The organism is Pseudomonas sp. UMAB-08 (assembly GCF_900095225.1).
In the GTDB taxonomy this organism is placed as follows: domain Bacteria; phylum Pseudomonadota; class Gammaproteobacteria; order Pseudomonadales; family Pseudomonadaceae; genus Aquipseudomonas.
This window is the reverse complement of sequence record NZ_LT607428.1, coordinates 50,916-66,386: the sequence shown is the minus strand read 5'-3', so window position 1 is coordinate 66,386 and position 15,471 is coordinate 50,916. Positions and strand designations below refer to the sequence as shown.

Genomic DNA, 15,471 nt, shown 5'->3' with positions numbered 1-15,471 from the left:
CGGGACCGCCCAGTTAATCACGACTCGTTTATTTTTGAGGTGCCCTGTGGCCCGTTCCAAAACAAGCCATAACTGGTTGAAAGAACATTTCGACGACCCCTACGTCAAAATGGCGCAAAAAGACGGGTATCGTTCGCGTGCCAGCTACAAGCTCCTGGAGATCCAGGAAAAGGACCGGTTGATCCGCCCAGGCATGACCGTTATCGACCTTGGCGCCGCGCCAGGAGGCTGGTCGCAGGTCACCAGTCGTCTGATTGGTGGTCAGGGTCGGTTGATCGCCTCAGACATTCTCGAAATGGACAGCATCCCTGATGTGACCTTCATTCAGGGCGATTTCACTGAAGATACGGTGCTGGCTCAAATCCTCGAGGCTGTCGGTAATACTCAAGTAGACCTTGTGATTTCCGATATGGCCCCCAATATGAGTGGACTGGCTGCTGTTGACATGCCTCGCGCTATGTTTCTTTGCGAGCTGTCGCTTGATTTGGCGGGTCGTGTATTGCGTCCAGGTGGTGATTTTCTGGTCAAGATTTTCCAGGGCGATGGTTTCGACGCGTTCCATAAGTCGGTTCGCCAAGTGTTTGACAAGGTCCAGATGCGCAAACCGGCGGCTTCACGCGATCGGTCTCGCGAGCAGTATTTGCTGGGTCGAGGGTTTCGCGGCATCAAGGGCGCTGAAAGCGTTGAGCGGCTTTGATGTAGAGGCGATAGGTTTTATTAAATAGCCTTGCCAACGAAGCATAAACGAACATGATGTAGTCAACGTTTCACAAAGGGTTACAGACGGCGCCTGCCACACCCGTAGGTAATGTAGTAAGTTAGGCCGGTGAATATCATGCGAGGCACGCTCCTGCGTGGAGCTTGCTTCAGAGGGTAGCTAATTGAACGATATGGCAAAGAATTTGATCCTGTGGTTGATCATCGCCGCTGTCCTGGTGACAGTGATGAACAACTTCTCCAGCCCAAACGAGCCGCAAACCCTCAACTATTCCGAGTTCATCCAGCAGGTTAAGGATGGCAAGGTCGAGAAGGTTGCCGTCGACGGTTATGTCATCACCGGCAAGCGTGCCGATGGCGACTCCTTCAAGACTATTCGTCCGGCGATTCAGGACAATGGTCTGATCGGAGATCTGGTCGACAACAATGTAGTGATCGAAGGCAAGCAGCCTGAGCAGCAGAGCATCTGGACTCAGCTTCTGGTCGCAAGCTTCCCGATCCTGGTGATCATCGCTGTCTTCATGTTCTTTATGCGGCAGATGCAAGGTGGTGCCGGCGGTAAAGGCGGGCCGATGAGTTTTGGCAAGAGCAAGGCGCGACTGCTGTCCGAGGATCAGGTCAAGACCACGCTGGGCGACGTCGCCGGTTGCGATGAAGCCAAAGAAGAAGTGGGCGAACTCGTTGAGTTCCTCCGTGATCCGGGCAAGTTCCAGCGTCTGGGCGGCCGGATCCCACGCGGCGTGCTGATGGTTGGCCCGCCTGGTACCGGTAAAACCCTTTTGGCCAAGGCCATTGCGGGTGAAGCCAAGGTGCCGTTCTTCACGATTTCCGGCTCCGACTTTGTCGAGATGTTCGTAGGCGTTGGTGCAAGCCGCGTCCGTGACATGTTCGAGCAAGCCAAGAAGCATGCGCCTTGCATCATCTTCATCGACGAAATCGATGCGGTCGGTCGCCATCGTGGTGCTGGCATGGGTGGTGGTCACGATGAGCGTGAGCAGACGCTCAACCAGTTGCTGGTGGAGATGGATGGTTTCGAAGTGAATGACGGCATCATCGTCATCGCCGCTACCAACCGTCCGGACGTACTCGACCCAGCGCTGCTGCGTCCAGGTCGCTTCGACCGTCAGGTGGTGGTGGGTCTGCCGGATATTCGTGGTCGCGAACAGATTTTGAAAGTCCATATGCGCAAAGTGCCAATGGGTGAAGACGTCAACCCGGGCGTGATCGCTCGTGGTACGCCGGGCTTCTCCGGTGCTGACCTGGCTAACCTGGTCAACGAAGCTTCTCTGTTTGCCGCGCGCACTGGTAAGCGCATCGTTGAGATGAAAGAGTTCGAGTTGGCCAAAGACAAGATCATGATGGGCGCCGAGCGCAAATCAATGGTCATGTCCGAGAAAGAGAAACGGAACACGGCTTATCACGAAGCGGGTCACGCCATCGTGGGTCGCGTGGTGCCTGAGCATGATCCGGTTTATAAGGTGTCGATCATTCCGCGTGGTCGTGCGCTGGGTGTGACCATGTTCTTGCCTGAAGAAGATCGTTACAGCTTGTCCAAGCGCGCGCTGATCAGTCAGATATGCTCGCTTTATGGCGGGCGGATCGCTGAAGAAATGACCCTGGGCTTCGACGGCGTGACTACTGGCGCATCCAACGACATCATGCGTGCAAGTCAAATTGCCCGGAACATGGTGACCAAGTGGGGTCTGTCGGAAAAACTCGGTCCGTTGATGTATGCCGAAGATGAGGGTGAAATGTACCTCGGTCGCGGCGGCGGTGGTCAGCACTCCAGCGTGTCTGCCGAAACGGCAAGGCTTATCGACTCAGAAGTTCGTAGCATCATTGATCAGTGCTATGGCAGCGCCAAGCAGATCTTGACGGACAACCGTGACAAACTGGATGCGATGGCTGATGCGCTGATGAAATATGAAACCATCGATGCTGAACAGATCGATGACATCATGGCCGGTCGCGCTCCTCGCGAACCGCGTGATTGGGAAGGTGGCTCCGGTACTACTCCGGCAGCGCCTCTGGGCCCGCGTCCAGAAACCCCTATCGGCGGTCCGGCTGCTGAACTCTAAGGCCTGACATGACTTCTGCGCTGTACCCAACCCGGTTGCCTTGTGGCAACCGGGTTCTTGATTTGGCCCATACGCATGTGATGGGCATCCTGAACATAACGCCAGACTCCTTTTCGGACGGCGGCCGATTCAGCCAGCGCGACGCGGCATTGCGCCACGCTGAAGCGATGGTGGCTGCCGGTGCGACGTTGATCGATGTCGGTGGCGAATCCACGCGGCCCGGTGCGCGCGCAGTTTCTCCTGTCGAAGAGCTTGAGCGAATAGGTCCTGTCGTCGAGGCGCTAAGTCGCGAACTTGATGTGATTATTTCGGTCGATACTTCAACGCCAGCGGTCATTCGTGAGACGGCGCGCCTCGGTGCGGGCCTTATCAACGATGTGCGCTCTTTGCGTCGTGAAGGTGCTCTGGACGCTGCTGCAGCCACAGGTTTACCTGTGTGTCTGATGCACATGCGCGGCGAGCCGGGCGATATGCAGGATAATCCGCAGTATGAGGATCTTGTGGGTGAGGTTTCCGCGTTTTTGCTCGAGCGTATGGAGCAGTGCGCCGCAGTCGGCATACCTCGTGAGCGGATTATTCTCGACCCGGGATTTGGTTTTGCTAAAAACCTTCAGCACAACCTGAGTCTGTTCAAGCATATGGAAGCCTTGCATGCGCTCGGCAGACCGTTATTGGTGGGTGTGTCGCGCAAGAGCATGATTGGCCAGGTGCTTGGGCGTCCGGTTGCCGAGAGGCTTTCTGGTGGTCTGGCTTTGGCTGCCATGGCCATGATCAAGGGTGCACGCATTTTACGTGTGCACGATGTGGCCGAAACCGTCGACGTGGTGCGAATGATCGCTGCTGTCGAATCGGCTGAATAAGAATGAGGGAGCATCCATGACTAGAAAATATTTTGGTACCGACGGCATTCGTGGCCGGGTCGGCCAATTTCCGATTACTCCGGATTTTATGCTCAAGCTCGGCTGGGCCGCAGGGATGGCGTTCCGCCGCTTGGGCGCTTGCCGGGTTCTGGTCGGTAAAGACACGCGCATTTCTGGCTACATGTTCGAATCGGCGCTGGAAGCCGGTCTCTCGGCTGCTGGCGCTGACGTCATGCTCCTGGGGCCGATGCCTACACCTGCCATCGCCTATCTGACCCGTACCTTTCATGCTGAAGCTGGCATTGTGATCAGTGCGTCGCACAATCCCCATCATGACAACGGCATCAAATTCTTCTCTGGCCAGGGCACCAAGTTGCCTGACGAAGTGGAAATGATGATCGAAGAGCTGCTTGACGCGCCGATGACGGTGGTTGAGTCCGATAAGCTGGGCAAGGTTTCGCGTATCAACGATGCCGCCGGGCGTTATATCGAATTCTGTAAAAGCAGTGTTCCGAGCAGTACCGATTTTGCAGGCTTGAAGCTGGTCATCGATTGCGCTCACGGCGCCACTTACAAAGTCGCGCCTAACGTTTTTCGTGAATTGGGCGCTCAGGTGACAGTGTTGTCGGCTGAGCCTAACGGCTTGAACATCAATGAAGACTGCGGGTCGACCCACATGGGCAACTTGCAGGCTGCCGTGCTGGCAGGGCATGCCGATCTGGGCATCGCCTTCGATGGCGATGGCGACCGGGTGCTGATGGTCGATCACACGGGTGCAATCGTCGACGGCGATGACCTTTTGTTCATCATTGCGCGTGATTTACATGAGCGTGGCAAGCTGCAAGGCGGTGTCGTTGGGACGCTGATGAGTAATCTCGGGCTTGAGCTGGCATTTGCGGACTTGAATATTCCGTTCGTGCGTGCGGGCGTTGGCGACCGTTATGTGGTTGCGGAGTTGCTTGAGCGTAACTGGCAGGTCGGTGGTGAGAACTCCGGTCACATTATCTGCTTCCAGCACACCACGACCGGTGACGCCATTATTGCTGCGCTGCAGGTTCTGCTTGCACTGCGTCGTCGCGACGAAAGCCTGGCGTTGGCGCGACAAGCGCTGCGCAAGTGTCCTCAGGTGCTGCTTAATGTTCGCTTCGCAGGCGGTGTGGACCCGGTCCAGCATCCTGCCGTGAAAGAGGCTTGCGAGCGCGTTACCGTGGCTATGGGTGGTCGTGGGCGTGTGCTGTTGCGCAAATCTGGCACTGAGCCATTGGTGCGTGTCATGGTCGAAGGCGACGACGAAATCCTGGTTCGTGGTTACGCTGATGAGCTGGCAAAACTGGTTACTGAAGTTTGCGCCTGATTTCGGCTTGCCAGTGTTGATGCGGTTGGGTAACATCTGCGCCCACTTTGACCGACGAGGTACAGCATGCGTCGCCTAATGGTAGCTGGTAACTGGAAGATGCACGGTACCCGCGCCAGCGTCGCTGAGCTGATCAAGGGCCTTCGTAATCAGGCCTTGCCGAGCGGTGTTGATGTAGCGGTGTTTCCGCCTTGTTTGTACATCAATCAGGTGATTGACGGCCTTGATGGCAAGTTGATCGCCGTAGGTGCGCAGAATTCTGCGGTAGAGCCAGTGCAGGGTGCGTTGACCGGTGAGACTTCACCGAGTCAGCTGGCTGATGCGGGCTGTACCCTGGTGCTGGTAGGGCACTCTGAGCGTCGCCAGATCATGGGCGAACGCGACGACGTCCTTAATCGCAAGTTCGCGGCAGCTCAGGCGTGTGGTTTGACGCCGGTGTTGTGTGTAGGGGAAACCCTGGAGCAGCGCGAAGCGGGCAAGACGTTTGAAGTTGTCGCGCGTCAGCTTGGCAGCATCATCGAAGAGCTGGGCGTCGGTGCTTTTGTAAATGCAGTCATTGCTTACGAGCCTGTCTGGGCCATTGGTACCGGACTGACTGCATCGCCCCAACAGGCGCAGGAAGTGCACGCAGCCATTCGTGCGCAGTTGGCGGCAGAGAATGCTGAGGTTGCACAAGGTGTGCGACTTCTTTATGGCGGCAGCGTGAAGGCGGCCAATGCGGCTGAACTGTTCGGCATGCCGGATATCGATGGGGGGCTCATTGGTGGAGCTTCCCTGAATGCAGATGAGTTCGGTGCGATTTGTCGCGCCGCGGGAAACTGAAAAAATGCTGGAAACAGTCGTAGTCGTTTTTCATCTGTTGGGTGCGTTGGGCGTTGTCGCTCTGGTATTGCTGCAGCAGGGTAAGGGTGCGGACGCTGGTGCGTCTTTCGGTGCAGGTGCTTCAAATACTGTGTTCGGAAGCCAAGGTTCCTCTACCTTTCTTAGTAAGTTTACTGCTATACTTGCCGCAGGTTTTTTCATAACCAGCTTGGGGTTAGGTTACTTTGCTAAAGAGAAAGCTCATCAGCTGACTCAAGTAGGTTTGCCTGATCCAGCAGTATTGGAAGTGCCGCAGAAAAAGCCGGCTACAGAAGATGTACCGGTGCTCGAAGCGCAAAAGCCAGCGGCTAAACCTGCTGACGTACCTCAAGCGCCACAGCAAAAGTAACACGGGATAGGGCGGTTGATGTTGAGCCGCTAAAGAGTTGTATTGCCGAGGTGGTGGAATTGGTAGACACGCAACCTTGAGGTGGTTGTGCCCATAGGGTGTAGGGGTTCGAGTCCCCTTCTCGGTACCAATTATCAAGAAAGCCCGCAGTAGCGGGCTTTCTTGTCGGTGGAGGTTCGATTGACCCTGTGAGGGATCGGTCGTATACTTCCGCCCCAGCTTTGTCGCGGGGTGGAGCAGTCTGGTAGCTCGTCGGGCTCATAACCCGAAGGTCGTTGGTTCAAATCCAGCCCCCGCAACCAGTTTTAGCGGAGCCCCTTTTTAGGGGCTTTTTGTTAGCTGGACAGTCATAGCGCCGCTATTCAACGGCGTTTTCAGGGATGGGCGTTTCGCCCATTTTTTATTTGCATTGCATGCACGAGGGGGTTCAGGTGTCGAGCAAGCTAGAACAGTTGCAGGCCTTGGTGGCCCCGGTGGTCGTGGCCCTTGGCTATGAATGCTGGGGAATTGAGTTTTCGGCTCAAGGTCGCCATTCACTGTTGCGTATTTATATCGATAAAGAAGGCGGCGTTTTGGTGGATGACTGCGCAATAGTCAGCCGTCAGATCAGCGGTGTTCTGGACGTCGAAGATCCGATCGCCGTTGAATACACCCTTGAAGTCTCTTCTCCTGGCATGGAGCGCCCACTGTTCACGCTTGAGCAGTTTGCTTTGCACGCCGGCGAACAAGTGAAGATAAAGCTGCGTTCGCCCTTCGATGGTCGTCGCAACTTTCAGGGCCTTCTCCGCGGGGTGGAGGAGCAAGACATCGTGGTGCAGGTAGAAGACCACGAATACTTGTTGCCGATCGACTTGATCGACAAAGCCAACATTATCCCCAAGTTTGACTGAGACGCGGATCCCGCGGATCCAATGGCTTGCGAAAGGCGAGGCGTACGATGAGCAAAGAAGTACTGCTGGTTGTTGAGTCGGTGTCCAATGAAAAGGGCGTACCGGCAGGTGTGATTTTCGAAGCGCTGGAGCTGGCTCTTGCCACTGCTACCAAAAAGCGTTTCGAAGATGAAGTTGAGCTGCGTGTGGAGATCAATCGCCAGACCGGTAACTACGAGACTTTCCGTCGCTGGACAGTGGTCGAAGACGAAGATCTGGACGATCCAGCACACGAACTGGCTGTCGATCAGGCTCAGGAAAAACAGCCTGGTGCCGTAGCCGGTGATGTTGTCGAAATTAAAATCGACTCTATCGAATTCGGTCGGATCGCTGCACAGACTGCCAAGCAAGTCATCGTGCAAAAAGTCCGCGAAGCCGAGCGTGCTCAAGTCGTTGATGCTTATCGTGAGCGTCTTGGCGAAATTATTTCTGGCACTGTTAAAAAGGTTACGCGTGACAATGTCATCGTCGACCTGGGTAACAATGCCGAAGCGCTGCTGGCGCGTGAAGACATTATTTCGCGGGAGACTTTCCGCGTGGGTGTCCGCGTTCGTGCACTGCTTAAAGAAATCCGCACCGAAAACCGTGGCCCTCAGCTGATCCTGTCGCGTACTGCGCCAGAGATGCTGATCGAGCTGTTTCGGATTGAAGTGCCGGAAATCTCCGAAGGTCTCATCGAGGTGATGGCTGCCTCCCGTGACCCGGGTTCGCGTGCAAAAATCGCTGTTCGCTCCAAGGACAAACGAATCGATCCGCAAGGCGCTTGCATTGGCATGCGTGGTTCGCGCGTTCAAGCTGTTTCCGGCGAGCTGGGCGGCGAGCGTGTGGACATCGTCCTGTGGGACGATAACCCGGCGCAGTTCGTCATCAACGCCATGTCACCGGCTGAAGTGGCGGCAATTATCGTTGATGAAGATGCCCATGCAATGGACATCGCCGTTGGCGCAGACAATCTGGCTCAGGCCATTGGTCGCGGCGGTCAGAACGTGCGTCTGGCCAGCCAGTTGACTGGCTGGACCCTGAACGTGATGACCGAATCGGACATCCAGGCTAAGCAGCAAGCAGAAACCGGTGACATCCTGCGCAACTTCATCGACGAGCTGGAAGTCGACGAAGATCTGGCACAGGTACTGGTTGATGAAGGCTTCACCAGTCTGGAAGAGATTGCCTACGTACCGTTGGAAGAAATGCTCAACATCGATGGCTTTGACGAAGATACCGTCAACGAGCTTCGCGCTCGGGCCAAAGATCGTTTGTTGACTAAAGCCATCGCTACTGAGGAAAAGCTGGCAGACGCCCATCCGGCCGAAGACCTGCTCTCGCTTGAGGGTATGGACAAGGATTTGGCGATGGAACTGGCGGTGCGCGGCGTAGTTACCCGCGAAGACCTGGCCGAGCAGTCTATTGACGACCTGCTCGACATCGACGGCATTGACGATATTCGTGCCGGCAAGTTGATCATGGCCGCCCGAGCCCATTGGTTCGAGTAAGTAGGCGCGGCCTGAGGAGAGAAGTGCATGACGCAAGTCACGGTGAAAGAACTGGCCACAGTGGTCGACACACCGGTAGAGCGCCTGTTACAGCAGATGCGTGAGGCAGGTTTGCCGCACACCGCCGCCGAGCAAGTTGTGACCGACATAGAGAAACAAGCCCTGTTGACGCATTTGAAAAGCGGTCACAAGGCCAAAGTGGAAGAGCCGCGCAAGATCACTTTGCAGCGCAAAACCACAAGCACACTTCGCGTTGCTGGCAGCAAAAGCATCAGCGTTGAAGTGCGCAAGAAGAAAGTTTTCGTACAGCGCAGCCCGGAAGAAATCGAAGCCGAGCGTAAACGCGAAGTGGACGAACGTCGCGCCGTAGAAAATGCTGCACGTCAAAAGGCTGAAGAAGAATCCAAGCGTCGCGCCGAAGAACAAGCGCGTAGCCAGCCTGCTCCTGCGCAATCGAACGGTACTGAAGCTGTTGCCGCGCCTGTTGCTGTTGCCGAACCTGTGCGTCAAGCACCGGTCGCGGCTGCTGCACCGGCTGCCGATGCCCGCAAGAAAGACGAACAGCGTCGCCCGGACAAACCACGCAGCGATGACAACAGTCGTCGTGGCGGCGGTGGTGGTGACGGCGATCGCAAGAACGCGCCGCACCGTGCTTCTGTTAAAGAGAAAGCGCCAGCGCCACGTGTTGCGCCTCGTACTACCGACGAAGAAAGCGACAGCTTCCGTCGTGGTGGTCGCGGCAAGGCCAAGCTGAAAAAGCGTAACGCTCACGGTTTCCAGAGCCCTACCGGGCCGGTCATTCGCGACGTTGCCATCGGCGAGACCATCACTGTCGGCGAGTTGTCCGCACAGATGTCGGTCAAAGCGGCTGAAGTGATCAAGTTCATGTTCAAGATGGGCACCCCGGTGACCATCAACCAGGTACTGGATCAGGAAACTGCCCAGTTGATCGCCGAAGAGTTGGGCCACAAGGTCAAACTGGTCAGCGACAATGCCCTGGAAGATTCTCTGGCCGAATCGCTGAAGTTCGAAGGTGAGACGTTCTCCCGTGCACCGGTTGTGACCGTAATGGGCCACGTTGACCACGGTAAAACCTCGCTGCTCGACTACATTCGTCGTGCCAAGGTTGCAGCTGGCGAAGCCGGCGGCATCACTCAGCACATCGGTGCTTACCACGTTGAAACTGATCGTGGCATGGTCACCTTCCTCGACACCCCGGGTCACGCTGCGTTTACCGCAATGCGTGCTCGTGGTGCCAAGGCGACCGACATCGTGATTCTGGTTGTTGCTGCGGACGACGGCGTCATGCCGCAGACCGTTGAAGCTGTTCAGCATGCCAAGGCCGCGGGTGTTCCGCTGGTCGTAGCAGTGAACAAAATCGACAAGCCAGGTGCTGATCTCGATCGCATCAGAAGCGAATTGTCTGTCCACGGTGTTACTTCCGAAGAGTGGGGCGGTGAGACTCCGTTCGTTCTAGTCTCTGCGAAAGTAGGTACCGGCGTTGACGAACTGCTCGAAGCTGTTCTGTTGCAAGCCGAAGTGCTGGAACTGAAAGCGACCCCGTCCGCTCCTGGTCGTGGTGTCGTGGTTGAATCGCGTCTCGACAAAGGTCGTGGTCCGGTTGCAACCGTTCTGGTCCAAGACGGTACGCTGCGTCAAGGCGACATGGTATTGGTCGGTTCGAACTTCGGCCGTATCCGCGCCATGCTCGACGAGAACGGCAAGCCTGTTAAAGAAGCGGGTCCTTCGATTCCGGTCGAAATCCTGGGTCTTGATGGCACACCGGACGCTGGCGACGAGCTGAGCGTACTGACTGACGAGAAGAAAGCGCGCGAAGTCGCTCTGTTCCGTCAAGGCAAGTTCCGCGAAGTCAAACTGGCTCGCGCTCATGCCGGCAAGCTTGAAAACATCTTTGAGAACATGGGCCAGGAAGAGAAGAAGACGCTTAATATCGTCCTCAAATCTGACGTTCGTGGTTCGTTGGAAGCTCTGCAGGGCGCCCTTGGCGGCCTGGGTAACGACGAAGTGCAAGTGCGCGTAGTCGGCGGCGGTGTCGGTGGTATCACCGAAAGCGACGCTAACCTGGCACTGGCTTCCAACGCTGTGCTGTTTGGCTTCAACGTGCGTGCCGATGCTGGCGCTCGCAGGATTGTCGAGCAGGAAGGTCTGGATATGCGTTACTACAACGTAATCTACGACATCATCGAAGACGTCAAGAAAGCCCTTACCGGTATGCTTGGCAGCGACGTTCGGGAGAACATCCTGGGTATCGCCGAAGTCCGTGACGTATTCCGTTCGCCGAAGTTTGGTGCGATCGCTGGCTGTATGGTTCTGGAAGGTGTGGTTCACCGCAACCGTCCGATCCGTGTACTGCGCGAAGACATCGTTATTTTCGAAGGCGAACTCGAGTCCCTGCGCCGCTTCAAGGACGACATGTCCGAAGTGCGTGCCGGCATGGAATGCGGTATCGGCGTCAAGAGCTACAACGACGTCAAAGCCGGTGACAAGATCGAAGTGTTCGAGAAAGTCCAAGTGGCTCGCAGCCTCTAAGTCGCGAGTTGTAAGAGCCATGACGGGTCGTCGCATGCAAATGCACCGCGATCCGTCATGGGCTCTAAACGCAACGCCCGGTCCGACATTTTGTCAGGCCGGGCGTTTGCCGCTTTCAGACCGTACGGGTTTCGCCCCGGGTCAGTGACAGGTAGTAGACATGGCAAAAGAATATAGCCGTACCCAACGCATTGGCGATCAGATGCAGCGCGAGCTGGCACAGCTGATCCGCCGCGAAATCAAAGACCCGCGCGTCGGCCTGGTCACCATCACTGCTGTCGATGTCAGCCGTGACGTTGGTCATGCGAAGATTTTCATGACCGTGATGGGTCAGGACAGTGCTGAAGAAATTGCCCAGACCATCAAGGTGCTTAACGCTGCGGCAGGTTTTCTGCGCATGCAGCTGGCTCGCGAGATGAAATTGCGCAGCGTTCCACAGTTGCATTTCCATTACGACGAAAGCGTCGTGCGTGGCGCTCATCTTTCTGCATTGATCGAACGTGCTGTGGCTGAAGATGGCCATCACCCGGACAATGTGCAGGCAGAAGACGCTACCCAGGAAAACTCCCTGGCAGAAAGCGACAAGCCAGAAAGCAACAAGGAGTAATGCGGGTGGCGCAGGTCAAACGTATACGCCGTAACGTCAGCGGGATCATCCTGCTCGACAAGCCGCTGGGCTTCACGTCCAACGCCGCCTTGCAGAAAGTGCGCTGGCTGCTCAATGCGGAAAAGGCCGGGCATACCGGTAGCCTCGATCCACTCGCGACGGGCGTATTACCGTTGTGTTTTGGCGAAGCGACAAAGTTTTCCCAATACTTGCTCGATTCGGACAAAGCGTACGAAACCAAGATGCAATTGGGTAAAACCACCACCACGGCAGACGCTGAAGGTGATGTTTTACTCGTTCGTCCAGTGACCGTTGGTCGTGCCGATATCGAAGCGGCTTTACCGTTTTTTCGCGGTGAAATCAGTCAGATACCGCCGATGTACTCAGCGCTCAAACGTGATGGTCAGCCCCTGTACAAGCTGGCCCGAGCGGGGGAAGTGGTGGAGCGCGAACCGCGTTCTGTTACTATCACGCGCCTGGAATTGCTCGAATGTGACGCCGATACTGCGCGCTTGGCAGTGGACTGCACCAAAGGCACCTATATTCGTACCCTCGTGGAAGATATTGGTGAAAAGCTTGGGTGTGGCGCCTATGTCGCAGAGTTGCGTCGTACGCAGGCCGGACCTTTCAGCCTGGCTCAGACGGTTACGCTGGAAGAGTTGGAGCAGGTACACGCCGAGGGTGGCAACGAAGCGGTTGATCGCTTCCTGATGCCTTCGGACAGCGGTTTGCTGGATTGGCCGCTGCTGCAGTTCTCGGAACACAGTTCATTTTACTGGTTGCATGGTCAACCCGTAAGAGCACCGGACGCGCCACAATTTGGCATGGTTCGCGTGCAAGATCATGAAGGTCGCTTCATCGGAATCGGTGAAGTGAGTGAAGACGGGCGGATCGCGCCGCGTCGATTGATTCGGTCAGAATGACCGGACGAGGGTGGCTGTCAATGGGCACGGTCACATCTCATTTAAAAATACGAGGATTTGTCCTCGGCCCATTGAAACTGTCTCTTTGGAGCGGTTTCTCGAATAAAGGATTGCCCACATGGCACTCAGCGTAGAAGAAAAAGCTCAGATCGTAGCCGACTACCAGCAAGCTGTTGGTGATACTGGTTCGCCAGAAGTGCAAGTTGCACTGCTGACCACCAACATCAACAAACTGCAAGGCCACTTCAAGGCCAACGGTAAGGATCACCACTCACGTCGTGGTCTGATCCGTATGGTAAACCAGCGTCGCAAGCTGCTGGATTACCTTAAAGGTAAGGACGTTAGCCGTTATAGCGCCCTGATCGCTCGTCTGGGTCTGCGTCGCTAATAACGACGTTGCTCGAGGTTGGTTGTTTGTCACGGCTCATCGGGTTTACCTGATGAGCCGTGGCAGGCTCCCAGCCTCAAGTTTTATCTGGACGGTCGATGGGTCCGATCCCTGTCACTGCCCAAGAATTCGCAAGAAACCAGTTCCCCAAGAGCCACAAAGAAGGTAGGAAACCGTGAACCCGGTCATCAAGAAATTCCAATTCGGTCAATCGACCGTCACCCTCGAGACAGGCCGTATCGCCCGTCAAGCTTCCGGCGCAGTATTGGTCACCGTTGACGACGACGTCAGCGTGTTAGTGACTGTGGTCGGTGCCAAGCACGCTGACGCAGGCAAAGGCTTCTTCCCACTTTCCGTTCACTACCAGGAAAAAACCTACGCTGCGGGCAAAATCCCCGGCGGTTTCTTCAAGCGTGAAGGCCGTCCTTCCGAGAAAGAAACCCTGACTTCGCGTCTGATCGACCGCCCGATCCGTCCGTTGTTTCCAGAAGGCTTCATGAACGAAGTGCAGGTTGTCTGCACCGTTTTGTCCACCAGCAAAAAGACTGATCCAGACGTCGCTGCCATGATCGGCACCTCGGCTGCACTGGCGATCTCCGGTATTCCTTTCGACGGCCCTATCGGTGCTGCGCGCGTTGCTTTCCACGAAAGCACCGGCTACCTGTTGAACCCTAACTACGAACAACTCAAGGCTTCGAGCCTGGACATGGTTGTAGCCGGTACCTCGGAAGCGGTATTGATGGTTGAATCGGAAGCTAAAGAGCTGACCGAAGACCAGATGCTGGGCGCCGTACTGTTCGCCCACGACGAATTCCAGGTTGTTATCCAGGCCATCAAAGAGCTGGCTGCCGAAGCTGCCAAGCCGACTTGGGACTGGAAAGCACAACCAGAAAACACCGCACTGCTGGGCGCGATTCGCGCTGAGTTCGGCGATGCGATTTCCCAGGCTTACACCATCACCGTCAAGCACGAGCGTTATGCCCGTCTGGGTGAGTTGCGTGACCAGATCGTTGCCAAGCTTTCCGGTGAAGAAGGTCAGCCGACTTCCAGCGAAGTCAAAGCTGCTTTCGGCGAAATCGAATACCGCACCGTGCGCGAGAACATCGTTAACGGCAAGCCGCGTATCGATGGTCGTGATACCCGCACTGTACGTCCGCTGAACATCGAAGTCGGCGTTCTGCCGAAGACTCACGGTTCTGCACTGTTCACCCGTGGCGAAACCCAGGCGCTGGTTGTTGCCACTCTGGGTACCGCACGTGATGCACAGTTGCTCGACACTCTTGAAGGCGAGCGCAAAGACCCGTTCATGCTGCACTACAACTTCCCTCCGTTCTCGGTGGGCGAGTGTGGTCGTATGGGCGGTGCTGGTCGTCGCGAAATCGGTCACGGCCGTCTGGCTCGTCGCAGCATACAAGCCATGCTGCCTGCTGCTGACGTGTTCCCGTACACCATTCGTGTGGTATCGGAAATCACCGAGTCCAACGGTTCCAGCTCCATGGCTTCGGTCTGTGGTGCTTCCCTGGCATTGATGGACGCTGGTGTGCCGATGAAGGCGCCAGTGGCCGGTATCGCCATGGGTCTGGTTAAAGAAGGCGAGAAGTTCGCCATCCTGACCGACATCCTGGGTGACGAAGATCACCTGGGCGACATGGACTTCAAAGTAGCGGGTACCGCCAAAGGTGTTACCGCGCTGCAGATGGACATCAAGATCAAAGGCATCACCGAAGAAATCATGGAGATCGCTCTGGGCCAAGCCCTGGAAGCGCGCCTGAACATCCTCGGTCAGATGAACAAGATCATTGGTCAATCGCGTACTGAACTGTCGGAAAACGCTCCGACCATGATCGCGATGAAAATCGACACCGACAAAATCCGTGATGTCATCGGTAAAGGCGGCGCGACGATCCGTGCGATCTGTGAAGAGACCAAGGCTTCGATCGACATCGAAGACGACGGCACTATCAAGATCTTCGGCGAAACCAAGGAAGCGGCTGAAGCAGCACGTCAGCGCGTTCTGGGTATCACCGCTGAAGCCGAGATTGGCAAGATCTACATCGGTAAGGTTGAGCGTATCGTCGACTTCGGCGCATTCGTCAACATCCTGCCTGGCAAAGACGGCCTGGTTCACATCTCCATGTTGAGCGACGCTCGCGTTGAGAAAGTGACTGACATCTTGCAAGAAGGTCAGGAAGTTGAAGTTCTGGTACTGGACGTGGACAACCGCGGCCGTATCAAGCTGTCGATCAAAGACGTTGCAGCAGCAAAAGCATCAGGCGTGTAATTAGCCTGATTGCCATACGCTGAAAAAGGACCCTTCGGGGTCCTTTTTTTATGAGCGCTTTTAAGCGCTTATACGGGCAGCCAG

Annotated in this window: 13 protein-coding genes and 2 tRNA genes; all 15 read left to right on the top strand. The window is 56.1% G+C overall.

The window, feature by feature from the left end; translation table 11 throughout:
- Window positions 1–46: 46 nt before the first annotated feature.
- The 15 genes from rlmE (at window position 47) to pnp (ending at window position 15,387) form a co-directional block, all read left to right on the top strand.
- A complete protein-coding gene (gene rlmE / locus K0F75_RS20715) occupies window positions 47–697 on the top strand; it encodes a 23S rRNA (uridine(2552)-2'-O)-methyltransferase RlmE (RefSeq protein ID WP_219063835.1) in 651 nt (216 codons plus the stop codon).
- 193 nt (window positions 698–890) lie between these two features.
- The gene (ftsH, locus tag K0F75_RS20710) at window positions 891–2,795 is read left to right on the top strand and encodes an ATP-dependent zinc metalloprotease FtsH (RefSeq protein ID WP_219063834.1); all 1,905 of its coding nucleotides are present in this window, start codon (window positions 891–893) and stop codon (window positions 2,793–2,795) included.
- Window positions 2,796–2,803: 8 nt separating this feature from the next.
- A complete protein-coding gene (gene folP / locus K0F75_RS20705; protein ID WP_219063833.1) occupies window positions 2,804–3,655 on the top strand; it encodes a dihydropteroate synthase in 852 nt (283 codons plus the stop codon).
- 16 nt (window positions 3,656–3,671) lie between these two features.
- Window positions 3,672–5,009: a phosphoglucosamine mutase gene (gene glmM, locus K0F75_RS20700; RefSeq protein ID WP_219063832.1), complete on the top strand. Its 1,338-nt coding sequence runs from the start codon at window positions 3,672–3,674 to the stop codon at window positions 5,007–5,009.
- Window positions 5,010–5,075: 66 nt separating this feature from the next.
- A complete protein-coding gene (gene tpiA, locus K0F75_RS20695) occupies window positions 5,076–5,831 on the top strand; it encodes a triose-phosphate isomerase (protein ID WP_219063831.1) in 756 nt (251 codons plus the stop codon).
- A gap of 4 nt (window positions 5,832–5,835) precedes the next feature.
- Window positions 5,836–6,219, top strand: coding sequence for a preprotein translocase subunit SecG (gene secG, locus K0F75_RS20690; protein ID WP_219063875.1), 384 nt, complete (start codon window positions 5,836–5,838; stop codon window positions 6,217–6,219).
- Between the two features lie 44 nt (window positions 6,220–6,263).
- Window positions 6,264–6,349: transfer RNA gene (locus K0F75_RS20685), tRNA-Leu, on the top strand.
- A 95-nt stretch (window positions 6,350–6,444) separates the two neighbouring features.
- Window positions 6,445–6,521: transfer RNA gene (locus K0F75_RS20680), tRNA-Met, on the top strand.
- Between the two features lie 129 nt (window positions 6,522–6,650).
- Complete coding sequence (rimP, locus tag K0F75_RS20675) at window positions 6,651–7,109, top strand: ribosome maturation factor RimP (protein ID WP_219063830.1); 459 nt, start codon at window positions 6,651–6,653, stop codon at window positions 7,107–7,109.
- 47 nt (window positions 7,110–7,156) lie between these two features.
- The gene (nusA, locus tag K0F75_RS20670; RefSeq protein WP_219063829.1) at window positions 7,157–8,638 is read left to right on the top strand and encodes a transcription termination factor NusA; all 1,482 of its coding nucleotides are present in this window, start codon (window positions 7,157–7,159) and stop codon (window positions 8,636–8,638) included.
- 27 nt (window positions 8,639–8,665) lie between these two features.
- Window positions 8,666–11,188, top strand: a complete 2,523-nt coding sequence (infB, locus tag K0F75_RS20665) for a translation initiation factor IF-2 (RefSeq protein WP_219063828.1) — start codon at window positions 8,666–8,668, stop codon at window positions 11,186–11,188.
- Between the two features lie 160 nt (window positions 11,189–11,348).
- Complete coding sequence (gene rbfA, locus K0F75_RS20660) at window positions 11,349–11,795, top strand: 30S ribosome-binding factor RbfA (RefSeq protein WP_219063827.1); 447 nt, start codon at window positions 11,349–11,351, stop codon at window positions 11,793–11,795.
- Window positions 11,796–11,800: 5 nt separating this feature from the next.
- The gene (truB, locus tag K0F75_RS20655) at window positions 11,801–12,718 is read left to right on the top strand and encodes a tRNA pseudouridine(55) synthase TruB (protein ID WP_219063826.1); all 918 of its coding nucleotides are present in this window, start codon (window positions 11,801–11,803) and stop codon (window positions 12,716–12,718) included.
- 118 nt (window positions 12,719–12,836) lie between these two features.
- Complete coding sequence (gene rpsO, locus K0F75_RS20650) at window positions 12,837–13,106, top strand: 30S ribosomal protein S15 (RefSeq protein ID WP_219063825.1); 270 nt, start codon at window positions 12,837–12,839, stop codon at window positions 13,104–13,106.
- A 175-nt stretch (window positions 13,107–13,281) separates the two neighbouring features.
- Complete coding sequence (gene pnp / locus K0F75_RS20645) at window positions 13,282–15,387, top strand: polyribonucleotide nucleotidyltransferase (RefSeq protein WP_219063824.1); 2,106 nt, start codon at window positions 13,282–13,284, stop codon at window positions 15,385–15,387.
- Window positions 15,388–15,471: the final 84 nt, after the last annotated feature.

What these genes read in the sequence shown, in the direction of transcription:
- ftsH (WP_219063834.1), top strand. Translation starts at nt 891, where the DNA reads ATGGCAAAGAATTTGATCCTGTGGTTGATCATCGCCGCTGTCCTGGTG.
- folP (WP_219063833.1), top strand. Translation starts at nt 2,804, where the DNA reads ATGACTTCTGCGCTGTACCCAACCCGGTTGCCTTGTGGCAACCGGGTT.
- glmM (WP_219063832.1), top strand. Translation starts at nt 3,672, where the DNA reads ATGACTAGAAAATATTTTGGTACCGACGGCATTCGTGGCCGGGTCGGC.
- tpiA (WP_219063831.1), top strand. Translation starts at nt 5,076, where the DNA reads ATGCGTCGCCTAATGGTAGCTGGTAACTGGAAGATGCACGGTACCCGC.
- secG (WP_219063875.1), top strand. Translation starts at nt 5,836, where the DNA reads ATGCTGGAAACAGTCGTAGTCGTTTTTCATCTGTTGGGTGCGTTGGGC.
- nusA (WP_219063829.1), top strand. Translation starts at nt 7,157, where the DNA reads ATGAGCAAAGAAGTACTGCTGGTTGTTGAGTCGGTGTCCAATGAAAAG.
- infB (WP_219063828.1), top strand. Translation starts at nt 8,666, where the DNA reads ATGACGCAAGTCACGGTGAAAGAACTGGCCACAGTGGTCGACACACCG.
- rbfA (WP_219063827.1), top strand. Translation starts at nt 11,349, where the DNA reads ATGGCAAAAGAATATAGCCGTACCCAACGCATTGGCGATCAGATGCAG.
- rpsO (WP_219063825.1), top strand. Translation starts at nt 12,837, where the DNA reads ATGGCACTCAGCGTAGAAGAAAAAGCTCAGATCGTAGCCGACTACCAG.